This is a genomic window from Propionivibrio dicarboxylicus, assembly GCF_900099695.1.
Taxonomy (GTDB): Bacteria; Pseudomonadota; Gammaproteobacteria; order Burkholderiales; family Rhodocyclaceae; genus Propionivibrio; species Propionivibrio dicarboxylicus.
Genome location: NZ_FNCY01000006.1, coordinates 196,400 through 209,472, shown reverse-complemented (window position 1 = coordinate 209,472; position 13,073 = coordinate 196,400). Strand labels below are relative to the sequence as shown.

Sequence of the window (13,073 nt, the reverse complement as noted above, 5' to 3'; positions counted from 1 at the left end):
GCCAAGGGCGTCGGGCAACTGATTGTCGCCGGTGGCGAGACCTCGGGCGCGGTGGTGAAGGCACTCGGCGTGAGCGGGCTGCGCATCGGGCCGGAGATCGATCCGGGTGTGCCATGGACGACCGGCATCGGCGGCGAAGCGCGCGAGAAGCCGCTGGCGCTGGCATTGAAATCGGGGAACTTCGGTACGCCGGACTTCTTCCTCAAGGCATGGAGCAAGTTGTAGCAGCCCCCGCATACGCAAGGCATAACAAGGAATATATCGAAAGCATGAGTGCACACATACAAAGCGCGGAAACGCGCGAACGCGACAAGATCGCGCGACTCTCGCGGTCCCTGTACGAACGCGGCCTGACGGCGGGCAGCAGCGGCAACATCAGCGTGCGGCTGGAAGACGGCTGGCTGCTGACGCCGACGAATTCGTGCCTGGGCGAACTCGACCCGGCGCGGATCTCGAAGCTGGACTGGAACGGACAAGTGCTGGCGGGCGATGCGCCGTCGAAGGAAGCCTTCCTGCACCGGTCGATGTACGAAGTGCGGCCGCAGGCGGGGGCGATCGTGCACCTGCACTCGACGCATTCGGCGGCGGTGTCGTGTCTGGCCGGACTGGATGCGGACAGCTGCATGCCGCCGCTGACACCGTATTTCGTCATGAAGATCGGGCGCCTGCCGCTGGTGGCCTACCATCGGCCGGGGGACAAGGCGCTGGGCGAGGTGATCCGGGGGCTGGCGGCGAAGCACAGCGCGGTGCTCCTGTCGAATCACGGACCGGTGGTATCGGGGCCGGACCTGGAAGGGGCGATCTACGCGAGCGAGGAGCTCGAAGAGACGGCGAAGATCTTCCTGCTGCTGCAGGGGCGGGCGACGAATTGCCTGAACGCGGCGCAGATGGAAGAACTGAAAGTGGCGTTCAAACTGGATCTCTGAAAAAAATGCGGCACGCCGAGTTTCGGTGTGCCGCCTGCTTGTTGCGCAAAACCGTGTCCGTCGTCAGAGCTTTTTCTGCGAGGCGATCCAGGTTGCCGTGTGATCGTGTTCGGCCGCCATTGCCGCCGCCTTGTCGCGACCGACGATTGCGGTAATGATCTTGCGGTGACGCTCAAGCCCGAAGGTGGCATTGATCGTCGGCGCGAAGATGTCGATGACGAAGTTGTACATGTTCTCGATCAGGTGGTTGTGCGTCAGCGTCGCCATCGTGCGGTGGAACTTGAGGTCGCAGGCGTTGAGCTGGGCGAGGTCGGTCTCGCCGCGCTGACCGAGGGCCTCGTATTCGGCATGCACCGCTTCGAGCTTGCGCAGGTCTTCGTCGGTGGCGTTGTCGATGATCGTGTTGATTACCCCCATTTCGACCATCTCGCGCAACTGAATCAGTTCGTTCGAGTCCGAATTCGAGATGATCATGCTGTAGATCAGCGGGTCGAAAATCTTCTTGTTGGCCGACGTGGCGATATAGGTGCCGTCGCCATGAATGATTTCGACGATACCGAAAGCGTCAAGGATCTTCAGCGCTTCGCGCACCGAACCGCGGCCGACGCCGAGGCTGTCGGCCAGCGCCTGTTCGCTCGGCAACAGATCGCCGGGCAGAATTTTCTTCTGGATCAGGATGTTCTTGATGCTGTCTATGACGAGATCGACCGCCGAAACCTTGGTCTTTTTTTCGAAGAGTGAGGCGACGTTCTTGGTGCGAGGCATGTAAATTCTCCCGTGCGATAGTAGAGTCGCACTGTTCTAAAAGCATGATATCACATGTCTGCAGTGTATTGCGTCATCGACCCGGAAAATCGGCCGGGTCGATGTTGCGGCGATGCCCGAGCTTGCGGCGTCAGCCGTGGGCGCGGACCACCTTCTCGTAAGCGGCCAGCAGGCGCTGGTGCATCTCGCAACCGGCGAACGCGGTGCCGGGCGCGTCGATGCCGAAGAAACGCAGTTCGCGCGTCATCAGCGCTTCTGCTTCGGCCAGCGTGGCCGGCCCGAACAGGTGTTCGAGGGCGGTCCGGAACGGATCGATTTCGCCGGCGTCGTACAGACGTTGCAGCGTGTCGATGCAGCGATAGACGCGCAGGCGCGCCGGGTTGATCTGGCCGAAATGCAGGATCCAGTCACAGCCTTCGCGCACCGCTTCCTCGTTGCCGATCGCCAGCGCCAGCAGCGTTTTCAGTTCGCCGACGCGCAGGTCTTCCCAGAACGAATCGGCATCGGGCGCCAGTCCGATCAGCGCGGCGACCAGGCGGTCGTCGGCGAGATTGAGGTCGTTGAAGGTATCGAGCAGATCGCTGCATTCCTCGTCGTCGAGTTCGGGCAGATAGAGAAGGGCTTCGCGGAAATCGTTGGCGACGCTGTTGTTCTCGTAGTCCAGGTCGTCGATCGGATAGATTTCCGACATGCCGGGGACGATGATCCGGCAGGCGTAGACGCCGAGATGTTCGTAATCGGCGACGTAGATGTCGCTGTCCTGGGCGCGGATCAGGCTTACAAGCCAGGTGTAGTCTTCGGCGGTGGTCGTGCTGAAATTCCAGTCGCAGAACTCGAAGTCGGGCGTGTTGCCGAGGAACGGCCAGCCGACGATGCCGCTCGAATCGACAAAGTGGATCTCGATGTTGGGCGAGCTGGCGACCTCGTCGAGGTCGAAACCCGGTGGCGGGAAACCGTCCAGCGCGTCGAGCGCGCGTCCTTGCAGCAGTTCGGTCAACGCCCGCTCCAGCGCGACCTCGAAGCGCGGATGGGCGCCGAAGCTGCAGTAGCAGCCTTGGTCGCGCGGATTGAGCAGGGTCACACAGAGAACCGGGAATCGGCCGCCGAGCGAGGCGTCGCGGACGAGGATGCCATAGCCGGCTTGGCGGAGCACGGCAATATCGGCGGCGATTTTCGGAAAGCGGGCGATGACGGCCGCCGGAATCTCCGGCAGACACAGCCCTTCGGTAAAGACGCGGAACTTGATGTGACGCTCGACGATTTCGGACAGCGCCTGCGCCCGCGCCTCGTTGCGGCTGTTGCCGGCGGCCATGCCATTGCTGACGTAAAGGTTGCCGACGATATTGACCGGGAACCAGACGCGGGTGTCATCGCTGAGGCGGGTAAAAGGCAAGGCGCAGATGCCGCGGTCGGCGTTGCCGGAGTTGTGATCGACGAGCATCGACGCATCGATGCTCTGCTGCGGGTTGTAGAAATTCTGCAGATCCGGCGTCAGCAACGCTTCGGGCCAGGCGCCGTCGTCGTCGAAGTCAAACCAGCGCTCCTCGGGATGGTGTGTGAAAGGCGCGTCGGCAAAGTGCGGACCGAGATGGTAGTGCGACCAGAAATAATTGCAGGACAAGCGCTCGAAGAATTCTCCGAGGGCGCTGGCACGCGCGGCCAGCTGGGATGCGCCCTTGCCGTTGGTGAACAGGAGCGGGCAGTCGCGGTCGCGGATATGCACCGACCAGACGTCATCAATCGGGTTGAGCCACGAACGTTCTTCGACATGAAACCCGAGTTCGGCAAGTTTTTGCTGCATGCGCCCGATCGTCGCTTCGAGCGAGGCATCCTTGCCGGGAATGAAGTGTTCAGTTGTCATGAATTCGTCCGATAATGGGTAAAGGGCGAGCTTATCGCAGGATTGTCGCGGGAATGCAAGCGCCAAAAAAACGAATTACTGTGATCCTGGCCGGAAATTTGGCCGGGATCGGATGAGGGGTTGATCATGTTTTCGGGATTTTTTCGTGAATTGAGGGACCAGATCGTCGAAGCCGGGCGCATCATGCGCACGCGCGAGTTCTGGATTTACATGGCGGTGATCGCCTTGTTCCTGCTTATGGCGATCGCCTTTATCCGCCTGGCGACGGCCTTCGATCCGATCACGCGCGGTCAGGTACGCCTCGATTTCAGCTGTCGGACCGGGCAGGGGCAATTGGGGACGATCATTGTCGGCTGTTTCGTCTTTGGCCTCGCCTGTCTGTTCGCGCTGGGTGAAGTCATCCAGTGGGTCGAGGGCGCGCGCGAAGCGAAGCGTCCGGGCAACGAACACTATCCGGTCCCCAGTCACTGGCGGGCGCTCCTGCATGTCGTCGGCACCGTCGCACTCGGTGCGACCGGCTATGGCCTCCTGATGACCTGGTGTACCTGAATCCGACCGGAGTGATTAAGAGCCCAATTCGGTAGGGCTCACGGGCCGCGTTGTCGATAGGGGCGGATGGATGCAAGGCGCGAGGTGCAGCGCATGGTTGTTCCATGCGCAAGCGGAGCAACGCCGCAGACACCGGCCCTATCGGCAACCCGAAGGGCCGTCGGCGCGGCCCACGATCCCTACCGAAATAGGCTCTAAAGCGTTGCCTTTTGCCGCGCGGCGACGAGCGCGCCGCCCGATACCAGTACCAGTCCGGTCATCAACCAGCCGGTCAGAGGCTCGTCGAGCAGCGGCACGGCGACGAGTCCGATGACGATCGGAACGAGCGCGAGCAGGGGCGCGCAACGTTCGGCCCCGAGGATCGAGATGGCCTTGAGATAGGTGAGCATGGCGAGAATCGTGGCGAAGATGCCCTGATACAGGCCTTGCATGACGATCGCCGAGAGCGGTGCAGCCGCCAGCGCCTTGGGCAGGAAGAGCGTATAGATCGGCAGATAGACGACCAGCGAGCCGAAGGCGATGGCGCAGGTCAGTCCCCAGACGGGATAGCCCCAGCGCGCCGCCAGCACCGAATAAACGGCCCAACTCACCGACGAGAGGAAGATCAGCAGATCGCCGAAGGCCGAATCGGGCGACCATGCGTTGAAATAGGGGACGGCGGCACAGACGATGCCGCCGGTGATCAGCAGCAGGCCGACGCTGCGCGCATGGCTCGGCCGCTTGCCGGTAAATAGCCAGACGACGAGGCTGATCAGCAAGGGCTGCAGGCCGGCGAGCAGGATGCCGCCATGCGCCGCCGGCGCGTATTTGAAGCCGCTGTAGACGAGCGGGCAGTAGATGAGGCTGCAGAGCGCGGTGAGCAGCCACAGCCGGCTGTCCTTCCAGGCGCCTTTCGGCAGGCGCCCGATGAAGGGGGTCAGCACGGCGGCGGCCGTGACAACCCGAAGCGCATAGACGTCGTACGGTGTCAGGACGCTTTTCCCGCCGAGGCGGGAAACGAGTGAAAAGGCGCTCCACATCAGGAGCGTGGCAATGGCGGCGAGGTAGCCCTGGAATAGATGTCGGTTGTCGGTCAAAACGCGTTCGCTTCAGGTCTTGGGTAGATGCTGGAACAGGCCGCGCAAGGTGTTCTGCAGATCGGCAGGGAGCAGTACGACCTTGGCATTGGGCGAGTCGGCCATTCTACCCAGACTGGCGATATATTTCTCGCCAAGCAGGTACAGCATCGGCAATTCATTGGCGCCAAAGGCGCCGGTGACCTTGGTGATCGCCTGCGACGACGCGTCGGCGAGCATGATCTGCGCTTCGGCGTCTCGCTTGGCCGATTCAAGCCGCGCTTCGGCGGTCAGAATCATCGACTGCTTCTCGCCTTCGGCCTTGGTCACCATTGCCTTGCGTTCGCGCTCGGCCGATGCCTGCAATTCCATTGCCCGCTGCATCGATTGCGAAGGCTTGATGTCCTGGATCTCGACCGACTTGACCGTCAATCCCCAGTCGAGCGCCTCGTCGGCGACGCCGGCCTTGAGCCGGGCCTTGATCATGTCGCGCTGCGAGAGCGCGTGGTCGAGTTCCATCTCGCCGACGATCGAGCGCAGGGTCGTCATGATCATGTTGCGGATCGCTTCGGAATAATTCTCGACGCCATAGACCGCCTTGACCGGGTCGGTGACCTTGATGAAGGCGATGGCATTGACGACGATGACGGCGTTGTCGCGGGTGATGACTTCCTGTTCCTGAACGTCGAGGATGATGTCCTTGGTCGTCACCTTGTAGGCGACCGAGTCGAGGTAGGGGATGATGAAGCGCAGGCCGGGCAGCAGCGTTACGCGGTATTTGCCAAGGCGCTGTACGACCCATTCCTCGCCCTGCGGGACGATGCGTACGCCGCGGGCGACGGTGATGATGACGAAAGCAAGGAATACGAACGAGGTGATGGTCGTGCCGATCATGATACTTCCTCCACTTTGACGAAACTGCCTTCGACGGCGACGATGCGCACGCGCGCGCCGGCGCGGATCGGCCTGTCGGCATAGCATTCCCAGAGATCGGCGCCGAGCACCGGTTTCTGGAAGCGCACCCGGCCGCGCGCGTCGGGGCCGAGATCGCCGACGAGAATGCCGATTTCGCCGGTGACATGCGCCGTCGAACTGCCGACTGCGCTGACGGTGGCCGGCCTGAGATAGCGGAACCAGACGATTACCAGGGCTGTCGAGCTCGCCGCCCACAGCAATAACTGAACAGCGATGCCGAGATCGGGCGAGGCGAGCAGGACAAGGCCGACGAGCAAGGCGCCGATGCCGAACCAGATCAGGAAGAAGGCCGGTACCGCCAGTTCGGCCATGGCCAGGCAGAGCCCGAGAACCATCCAGTGCCACCATTCGAACATGCGATTTCTCCCCGTGTGAAGACAATAGCATTGAGCCGGCCGTGCCGAATTTCCCCCGTTCGACTACCATGGGGTGTGTTCTCAATTAAGCGTTCGTTGCGCTTAATTGAGAATACACCCTAATACAAACCGTCAGGGAGGAGAAGCGGATGCTGGCCAAGGAAGTGACGCCGAGCGTCATCGTCAGGTATCTCGATCAGTATGTCATCGGCCAGGAGAATGCCAAGAAAATTCTGGCGGTGGCGGTCTATACGCACTACCGCAAGATCGCCTCGGCGGCATCCCGCCGCAGCGTCGCCGCCAAGAGCAACGTGTTGCTGATCGGCAGTTCGGGGACGGGCAAGACGCTCGTCTGCGAGACGCTGTCGCGCATGCTCGGCGTGCCTTTCGTTACCGCCGACGCCACCTCGCTGGCACAGACCCGCTATGTCAATGACGAAATCGAGGCGGTCCTGCTGCGCCTGCTCGAACGCGCCGGCGACGACCTGCGCAAGGCGCAGTGCGGCATCGTCTTCATCGACGAAATCGACAAATTGAAGGCCTCGCCGGGTCTCCAGCGCGCCGCGTCGGGCGAAAGCGTCCAGCATGCGCTGCTCAAGATCATGGAAGGCGCGCCGGTCAGGATGAAGGACGGGCGCTGCATCGATACGACGAACATCCTGTTCATCTGCGGCGGCGCTTTCGTCGGACTCGACGAACTGATGGCGAAGCGGCGCGGTTTCGGGTTCATCGCCACCTCGGCCAACGACAATCAGGCGATCCTGGATCGTCTCAACCGGCGCGTCAAACCGACCGATCTTGCCGAATACGGCCTGATTCCGGAATTCACCGGCCGTCTGCCGATCGTCGCGCGCTTCGACGATCTCGACAAGGCCATGCTGGTGCGCATCATCAGCGAACCGAAGGACTCGATCTACCGGCAATATGCCGATCTGCTGCAGGCCGACGGTGTCGAACTCGTCGTCGCACCGCGCGTCTTCGAGCAGATCGCAGAACTGGCGGTCGAATACCGTGCCGGGGGACGCAGCTTGCGCGGCATCTTCGAGGAATTGATGACGCCGGTGCTCTATCTCGTGCCTGATGATCCCGGCATCATCCGGGTGGAGATTGCCTCGCTGTTCGAGGAAGCGCGCTATCTGCGCAAGCACGCTTCCTGAGCCATGTGGCTAGCGATAGACCAGCACCGGAATCTTCGAGTGCGTCAGCACCTTGTGGGTTTCGCTGCCGAGCAGAAGCGCGCCGATGCCGCGGCGACCGTGCGATGACATGAAAATCAGGTCGCAGTCGCGCTGCGTCGCGACTTCGATGATGGCTTCATAGGGAATGTCGCTTTCGACGGCGCAGGTCTCGCACGGCACCTGCGCTTCGCGGCATCCGGACTCGACCTCGTCGAGGATACGCAAGGCTTCCTCTTCGGCCATCAAGGCGAATTTTTCCGGCGAACCGGGGTCTACCAGCGCACCTTCGCCGAAGAAGCATTCGGGGAAGGACGGTTTGGCATAGAACGCCGTGATTTTCGCGCCAGCTTCCTTGGCGAACGAAATGGCGCGTTTGACGGTTTCCTGCGAAAGCGGCGAACCATCGGTGGGAACAAGAATGTTCTTGAACATGAGCGCTCCTTTGTTGTTCTTGGTACTTTCACTATAGGTCGCTTTTGAAGCGAAGGGCAAAGTCCGGATCGATGACAATGCAGTGCGGCCGATTTGATCTTCGTCAATTCATTTGCTTCCGCCTTGCGGCAAGATGAGCCTCGTTGATGGGTAAAAAAGGAGATACGACCATGACATTCAGAGAACTGATGAGCGGCGATCATCGCCATTGCGACGATTGCTTCGTCGCGGTCGAATCGGCGCTCGGGCGTGACGATTGGGCCGGCGCAACGCAGGCGTTCGCCGTCTATGAGCGGGCGATGCTGGCGCATTTTTCCGCCGAGGAGTCCTTGCTGTTCCCGGAATTCGAAGCGCGCACCGGCATGCGCATGGGGCCGACGCAGGTGATGCGCAACGAGCACGCGCAAATGCGCGAATTGATCGAGGCGGCGGCTTCGGCCTTGCGCGAACACGATGCGGTCGACTATTCGGGCTATGCCGAAACGCTATTGATCATGATGCAGCAGCACAACATGAAAGAGGAGAATATCCTCTATCCGATGTGCGACGAGCATTTGCGCGATGCCTATGCGTCTTTGTCGGCGCGCATTGAATCGACATTGCACCCGTAAGCGAGGAGGCAAGCATGAGCGACGCCCAGGCCGACCGTATCATCGACGGACGCGAACTCGAACCGCCGGAGCCTTTCGTCCGGACGATGGAGGCGCTCGACGCGATCGCGCCGGGCGAGAAGGTGATGTTGCAGATCGGTCGCGAGCCGTTTCCGCTCTACCGCGCGCTGTCGCTCAACGGGTTCGAGTGGCTGACCCGGCAGGCGCCGGACGGTTGCTACGAAGTCCTGATATGGCATAAGTCGGCGGCATAGATTCCTGGGTTGAATTCGCGATGCAGGCTTTACTGTCTTACGATCAGTCGCCGCCGATGGCGGCGCCGTTCCGTTTTTTCCTGACGGCGCCGCTCTTCGCCGTGCTGGCCGGTGCGCTCCTGCTGTGGGGCGGGCCCGACGCGCTGGCTTCGCGCTGGACGCCGGCGATCCTCGCCGTGGTCCATCTGATGACTGTCGGCTTCATGCTGCAGGTCATGCTGGGGGCATTGGTGCAGATTCTTCCCGTCGTCGCCGGCGCCAATCTCGAGCGGCCGCTGTGGGTGTCGGCGGTCGTGCATGCGGCGATGACGATCGGCACCTTGTTTCTCGCCGTCGCCTTCCTCAGTTTCGCGCCCTACTGGTTTGCCGCTGCCTCTGCCTTCCTCGGCTTTGCCGCGCTGGTTTTCATCGTCGCCGCGGCAGCGTCCTTGCGCGGTGTGCCGCCGACCAGTCCGACGATCTCGGGCCTCAAGCTGGCGCTGGTCGGACTGAGCGTGACGGTCGCGCTCGGCGTCGCCATGGCTGTGTCCTTCGGCGGATCGTTTTCGCTGCCTTTACTGCAGGTGGCCGATTATCACGCGGCCTGGGGCTTTGTTGGCTGGGGCCTGGTGCTGCTCACCGCGGTGGCGCTCGTCGTCGTGCCGATGTTCCAGTTAACGCCGAATTACCCGAACGTATTTGGCGCGCGCTTCATGGTATTGGCATTGGCTGCGCTGGCGGTCTGGAATGCGGTCGACCTGTTCTGGCCGGGGCCCTGGGCGACGCTGGCCGCAGCCGTCGTCGTCGCCTTTCCGCCCGCTTTTGCCACAGCAACCCTGCGGCTGCAGCAGCGCAGCAAGCGCCCGCGCTTCGATCCCTCGCAGCATTTCTGGCGCCTGGCGATGCTCAGCACGCTGCTGGCGGCCATGCTCTGGGGCGCGGCGGTGGGATTCGACACGGTCGGCGAATGGCAAGGCTGGCCGCTTCTGTTTGGCACGCTCGTCATTTTCGGCGCTTTCGTTTCGGTGATCACCGGCATGCTCTACAAGATCGTGCCCTTCCTCATCTGGCTGCATCTGCAGAATCTCGGCAGCGGCCGGCTGATGGCGCCGAACATGAAGAAGATCATCGACGAAGCGGCCATGACCCGCCAGTTGCGCGCGCATGGCGTCGCCTGCCTGCTGCTGGCATTGGCGACGGTCTGGCCTGAGGCGCTCGTCTATCCCGCCGGCATCGCGCTGATCGTCGCGCAGGGCTGGCTGGCGCTCAATCTCCGCGCCGGCATGCAGGTGTATTCGGCGCACCGGCGCAAGCTCGACGCGCTGCCGCCGGCCTCAATGCAGCTCGGATAGACGGACAAGCCGGACGCCGGCCGTGGCGCGCCAGGCGTCGACGCGCGGGTCGGCGAGGGTGGCGAATTCCACCGGGCGCTGCGCCGCGATCGCATCGTGGTGCGGCTGCGTCAACGCCGCCCCGGCGATTGCCGGGTGACACATCAGGAGGTCACCGTCCTTCGCCGCCTGCAGCCAGCCGCGCAGCAAGTGCGCATAGCCGTCGGCATCGGAAGAAAAATCATAGACGCCGAGCAGCCGGCCGTTCAGGCGCCATCCCTGCGCTTCCGCCAGCGTGGCGAAGCGCCGGCTGCCGAGCGCTGCGATGACAAAGGCCTTGAACCGGAAGGCCGGCAGCGCTGCCGGTGCCGCCGTCCGGCGCAGCCAGAGCGGCTGTCCGGCATAGCGTCGGGCGAGAATTGGCAGCAGCGCGTCGCGGATCATCGGCAACTGGTGCACGTGCTGATGGCCGTCGACGAAGTCCGGGGCGCGTCCGTAATGACGTTCGAAAGCGTCGCATTGACGTTCGATTTGTTCGGCGAGACGCGACTTTGGCAGGCGGCGCAGGTAACATGCGCGGATCAGCGCCGGCAGCGGCAGCGACAGTGGCAGATGCGGCGCATCGCCGGCGAAGGCTTCGGTGAAATTGAGATGCAGTCCGGCATCGATCGGCAGCTCGCGCAGGCGCGCGGCGCTGGTCGGCCAGGTCGGCCCGGTGGTGAGACAACTGGTGGCGGTCAGCCGGCCTTGTTCGCTCAGTGCGATGATGCCGGCATCGACGTCGGCATTGAGGCCGAAATCGTCGGCGCAGACGGCGATGCGCTTGATTGCGTCGGAAGAAGATGAGCTTGGGGATGCGTGCATGAAGAAGATGTTCTGGGAAGTCGGCTGGTTCGTTGCGGTCGGTTGTGCGGCTGCGGCGACGCACTGGCTGGCGGCGGTTGGTTGCGTGAGCTTGCTCGCGCTGCCGCCGTTGGTCGCCAATGTGCTGGGCTGGCTGGTGGCTTTCATTGTCTCATTCAGCGGGCACTACTGGCTGACTTTTCGCCATCAGCAGCAGGCGTTCGCGGTCGCCCTGCGGCGTTTCTTCCTCGTTTCGGCGAGCGGCTTCGCGGTCAACGAATGCGCGTATGCCTGGCTGCTCAAGGCGACCTCGATCCGCTACGACCTTCTGCTCGCGGCGATTCTCGTGGCCGTCGCTTTCCTGACTTTCGTCGTCAGCCGCCTGTGGGCTTTCCGGCACACACCGGCAGCGTCCTGATGTTATCGGGCGTGAGCCGCCACAGCGCGTAACGCGCGTTGGAAAAGGCCGGCGGCAGGTCTTTCAGCCAGAGGGCGAATTCCATCGATGGCGGCCGCCCCCAGACCCAGATCGCGCCAGTCTGGCGGGCGCAGAGACGTTCGACGAACTGCGCCTCCTCGATGAGTTGAGCCGTGCCGGCGGCGGCGTCGAATTTTCCGGCATCGAAGAGTTCCTTGCGCCAGTTGTCGTGTTTCGGGATGTCGGGGTCGGACCAGCGGCTGACCACCCAGGCCGGTTTGCGCGCGCGCAGGTAGAAGGGCAGGTCGTACTGGTACCAGTCGATCATCGCGACATCGTCGGCCGCGGCATTGAAATCCGGGCGTGCCGGGGTAATGAGCGGCTTGGCGCTGACGGTGTAAGCGACGGCGATGACGGCGACCAGCGTGACACAGGCGCCTGACGCGAGGCCGAGCAAGCAGAGGAAGCGCGTGCGGCCGCGTTGCGGTTCGCGTTCGAGCCAGTTGGCGAAGGGGTCGGCGATCAGGTAGGCGAGCGGGGCGAGCGCCGGCAGGACATAGCCGACGAGTTTGGAACTCGGCAGCGAGAAGAAACCGACGATGACGATCAGCCAGATCGCCATCAGGCTGCGCAGCGGGGCTTGCGCCGCATCTTGCCAGTAGGCGCGGTTGAACAGCCGTGTCAGGCCGATCGTCCAGGGCAGCGCAAAGACGACGAGGATCGGTACGTAGAACCAGAGCGGACGCTGGTTGTTGAAGCCGGTTTCGGCGAAGCGCTGGAAGTGGTGGTAGATGAAGAAGTAGTCGTAGAACCCCGGGTACAGGTGCTGCATCCAGAAGAACCAGGGCAGCGCGACGAGCGCGAAAGCGAGCAGGCCGACCGGCCACAAGGTCTTGACGAGCGGACGCCAGGCACGCCGCCAGAGCAGCCAGAAAAAGAGGACGCCGCCCGGCAGAACGATGCCGATCAGGCCCTTGGCGAGGACGCCGAGTCCGGCCAGCGCGTAGGTTGCGGCGAGCGCGCCGCGGTAGGGCAGGCCCTGTTCGAGACGGAGGACGGCATTGGCACCGGAGAGGATGGTCAGCGAGATCATCCCGGCGACGAGCATGTCGAGGTTCGCGTACTGCGATCCGGCGAAGAAGAAGGGCGAGGTGACGAGAATCAGGCTGGCCATCGCCGCGACGCGGGCAGAGCGATGGCGGCGCGCGAAGAGATAGAGGCCACCGGCCGTCAGCACGCCGGCGAGGATCGAGGCGAAGCGCGCGCTCCAGTCGTGGATGCCGAAAAGCTTGAGGCCGAGCGCCGTCAGCCAGTAGAAAAGCGGCGGCTTGTGGAAGAAGGGCAGGCCGTCGAGGCGTGGTACGTCCCACTGTCCGTTGGTCACCATTTCCCAGGCGACGCCGACGTAGCGACCTTCGTCCGGGAGCATCAGGGCGCGGATACCGGCGAAGGCGACGAGCCAGAGCGCGAGGGTGGCGAGCAGGCGCCGGGGAGAGTTGCCGTCGGTCAGCGACGACAGGAATGCAGCGATTTTCGACAT

General features: G+C 63.1%; 16 protein-coding genes. 8 read left to right on the top strand and 8 right to left on the bottom strand.

The genetic code is table 11. The features are described 5' to 3' along the window. On the top strand, positions 1–225 hold a 225-nt coding region (locus tag BLR25_RS09630), incomplete at its 5' end, for a nucleotide-binding domain containing protein (protein WP_281245575.1). A 44-nt stretch (positions 226–269) separates the two neighbouring features. After that, positions 270–926 (top strand): 3-oxo-tetronate 4-phosphate decarboxylase, encoded by a 657-nt coding sequence (gene otnC / locus BLR25_RS09625; protein WP_091936970.1) that lies wholly within the window; start codon positions 270–272, stop codon positions 924–926. A gap of 63 nt (positions 927–989) precedes the next feature. On the opposite strand, the gene BLR25_RS09620 is transcribed toward otnC, so the two are convergent. Both BLR25_RS09620 and ycaO read right to left on the bottom strand, forming a co-directional pair. After that, positions 990–1,691, bottom strand: coding sequence for a FadR/GntR family transcriptional regulator (locus tag BLR25_RS09620; RefSeq protein ID WP_091936968.1), 702 nt, complete (start codon positions 1,689–1,691; stop codon positions 990–992). Positions 1,692–1,821: 130 nt separating this feature from the next. Continuing rightward, complete coding sequence (ycaO, locus tag BLR25_RS09615; RefSeq protein ID WP_091936966.1) at positions 1,822–3,552, bottom strand: 30S ribosomal protein S12 methylthiotransferase accessory factor YcaO; 1,731 nt, start codon at positions 3,550–3,552, stop codon at positions 1,822–1,824. A 126-nt stretch (positions 3,553–3,678) separates the two neighbouring features. Here ycaO and BLR25_RS09610 point away from each other — a divergent pair, with 126 nt between their 5' ends. Next, positions 3,679–4,101, top strand: coding sequence for a hypothetical protein (locus BLR25_RS09610; RefSeq protein WP_091936964.1), 423 nt, complete (start codon positions 3,679–3,681; stop codon positions 4,099–4,101). Positions 4,102–4,295: 194 nt separating this feature from the next. Here the strand turns inward: BLR25_RS09610 and BLR25_RS09605 are convergent, their stop codons facing one another. Genes BLR25_RS09605 through BLR25_RS09595 form a run of 3 tightly spaced genes read right to left on the bottom strand, consistent with a single transcriptional unit; the run spans position 4,296 to position 6,487 of the window. Next, positions 4,296–5,177 (bottom strand): DMT family transporter, encoded by an 882-nt coding sequence (locus BLR25_RS09605; protein WP_245715517.1) that lies wholly within the window; start codon positions 5,175–5,177, stop codon positions 4,296–4,298. A gap of 12 nt (positions 5,178–5,189) precedes the next feature. Continuing rightward, positions 5,190–6,050 carry an SPFH domain-containing protein gene (locus BLR25_RS09600; RefSeq protein ID WP_091936962.1) on the bottom strand — a complete coding sequence of 287 codons (861 nt, stop codon included), beginning with the start codon at positions 6,048–6,050 and terminating at the stop codon, positions 5,190–5,192. After that, the gene (locus BLR25_RS09595; RefSeq protein ID WP_091936960.1) at positions 6,047–6,487 is read right to left on the bottom strand and encodes an NfeD family protein; all 441 of its coding nucleotides are present in this window, start codon (positions 6,485–6,487) and stop codon (positions 6,047–6,049) included. Before BLR25_RS09595 ends, BLR25_RS09600 begins: the two co-directional genes overlap by 4 nt. Before the next feature lie 149 nt (positions 6,488–6,636). Here BLR25_RS09595 and BLR25_RS09590 point away from each other — a divergent pair, with 149 nt between their 5' ends. After that, on the top strand, positions 6,637–7,644 hold the full coding sequence (locus BLR25_RS09590) for an AAA family ATPase (RefSeq protein WP_091936958.1): 1,008 nt from the start codon (positions 6,637–6,639) through the stop codon (positions 7,642–7,644). A gap of 9 nt (positions 7,645–7,653) precedes the next feature. On the opposite strand, the gene BLR25_RS09585 is transcribed toward BLR25_RS09590, so the two are convergent. After that, positions 7,654–8,097 carry a universal stress protein gene (locus BLR25_RS09585; protein WP_091937020.1) on the bottom strand — a complete coding sequence of 148 codons (444 nt, stop codon included), beginning with the start codon at positions 8,095–8,097 and terminating at the stop codon, positions 7,654–7,656. A 170-nt stretch (positions 8,098–8,267) separates the two neighbouring features. On the opposite strand from BLR25_RS09585, the gene BLR25_RS09580 reads away from it, so the two are divergent. The 3 genes from BLR25_RS09580 to BLR25_RS09570 are packed head-to-tail and all read left to right on the top strand — an operon-like array spanning position 8,268 to position 10,293. Continuing rightward, positions 8,268–8,708 (top strand): hemerythrin domain-containing protein, encoded by a 441-nt coding sequence (locus tag BLR25_RS09580; RefSeq protein WP_091937018.1) that lies wholly within the window; start codon positions 8,268–8,270, stop codon positions 8,706–8,708. Positions 8,709–8,722: 14 nt separating this feature from the next. Continuing rightward, positions 8,723–8,962, top strand: coding sequence for a DUF2249 domain-containing protein (locus BLR25_RS09575; protein WP_091936957.1), 240 nt, complete (start codon positions 8,723–8,725; stop codon positions 8,960–8,962). A gap of 20 nt (positions 8,963–8,982) precedes the next feature. Continuing rightward, complete coding sequence (locus BLR25_RS09570) at positions 8,983–10,293, top strand: hypothetical protein (protein WP_091936955.1); 1,311 nt, start codon at positions 8,983–8,985, stop codon at positions 10,291–10,293. Here the strand turns inward: BLR25_RS09570 and BLR25_RS09565 are convergent. Further along, positions 10,276–11,136, bottom strand: coding sequence for a ChbG/HpnK family deacetylase (locus tag BLR25_RS09565; RefSeq protein ID WP_091936953.1), 861 nt, complete (start codon positions 11,134–11,136; stop codon positions 10,276–10,278). The genes BLR25_RS09570 and BLR25_RS09565 overlap by 18 nt on opposite strands. Between BLR25_RS09565 and BLR25_RS09560 the strand changes: the two genes are divergently transcribed. Further along, a complete protein-coding gene (locus BLR25_RS09560) occupies positions 11,135–11,533 on the top strand; it encodes a GtrA family protein (RefSeq protein ID WP_091936951.1) in 399 nt (132 codons plus the stop codon). The genes BLR25_RS09565 and BLR25_RS09560 overlap by 2 nt on opposite strands. Here the strand turns inward: BLR25_RS09560 and BLR25_RS09555 are convergent. Continuing rightward, entirely contained in the window at positions 11,490–13,073 is a 1,584-nt protein-coding gene (locus tag BLR25_RS09555; protein ID WP_091936949.1) for a glycosyltransferase family 39 protein, read from the bottom strand. The two genes, BLR25_RS09560 and BLR25_RS09555, sit on opposite strands and share 44 nt — an antisense overlap.